This window comes from Streptomyces aurantiacus JA 4570 (genome assembly GCF_000414115.1).
In the GTDB taxonomy this organism is placed as follows: domain Bacteria; phylum Actinomycetota; class Actinomycetes; order Streptomycetales; family Streptomycetaceae; genus Streptomyces; species Streptomyces aurantiacus_A.
On the sequence record NZ_AOPZ01000397.1, the window covers coordinates 1 to 750 of the forward strand.

Here is a 750-nt window from a genome sequence, read left to right on the forward strand (position 1 = left end):
GGCGGCCCGGGCTCGGCCCGCCGGACCCCGGCGGGCCGCAACCGCATCGTGGCACTCGTCTGCGCCTCGACTTCCGCGTCAGCAGGGCCGGTTGCGTCAACGCGGTCGTCCACGCCCGCAGCCGCAGAGGCAGTCGCGGCGGCCCGCCCCGCCGCCCCGGACCGCTGAGAGACCATCCGCCCCGAAACCTCCCGCTGCGCATGCCACTCGGCGAACCCCACCCGCCCGAGCAACTCCGCCCGCCGCTTCAGCTCCGCCGACAGCGACTGCGCGAACTCCCGCATCCGTACCGGGTCGTTGGCGGCCAGATGCGTCGTGACATGGGGCAACTCGGTGCAGGACCGCAGCCCGTCACCCGACCGCTCCCCGGCCCCGGCCCCGGGCCCGGTCCCGGAACCGGCTCCGGTGCCGGCGGCGGAGCCACCGCCCGTCCCGCCGTCCCGCCCGTCGATCAGGACGAGCCCGAGCCGGTCGGGCCGCTCCGCCGCCGCGAGGGACGCCGCCACGGACCGCAGCAACTCCGTGCGCCCGCTGCCCGAAGGGCCCTCGACCAGCAGATGCGGCCCGTCCGCCACGAGGTCCACGACGACAGGACCGCGCGCCCCCGCGCCCAGCACCGCCCAGGCCCGCCCGCCCAGCGCCTGGGCGTCGTCCGCGGCGGCCGCCCACCGCGCCATCAGCGAGGCGGGTGTGGCCCGCGCAAGACCCAACTCGTCCAGGAGCCGCGCCGCTTGGGGCAGCGGAGCCGCC

At 78.3% G+C, this 750-nt stretch carries 1 protein-coding gene; it reads right to left on the bottom strand.

Features of this window, described 5'->3' with window-relative positions; translation table 11 throughout:
* Window positions 1–750: FtsK/SpoIIIE domain-containing protein (locus tag STRAU_RS31655; RefSeq protein ID WP_037663233.1), on the bottom strand; the 750-nt coding region annotated here is incomplete at both ends.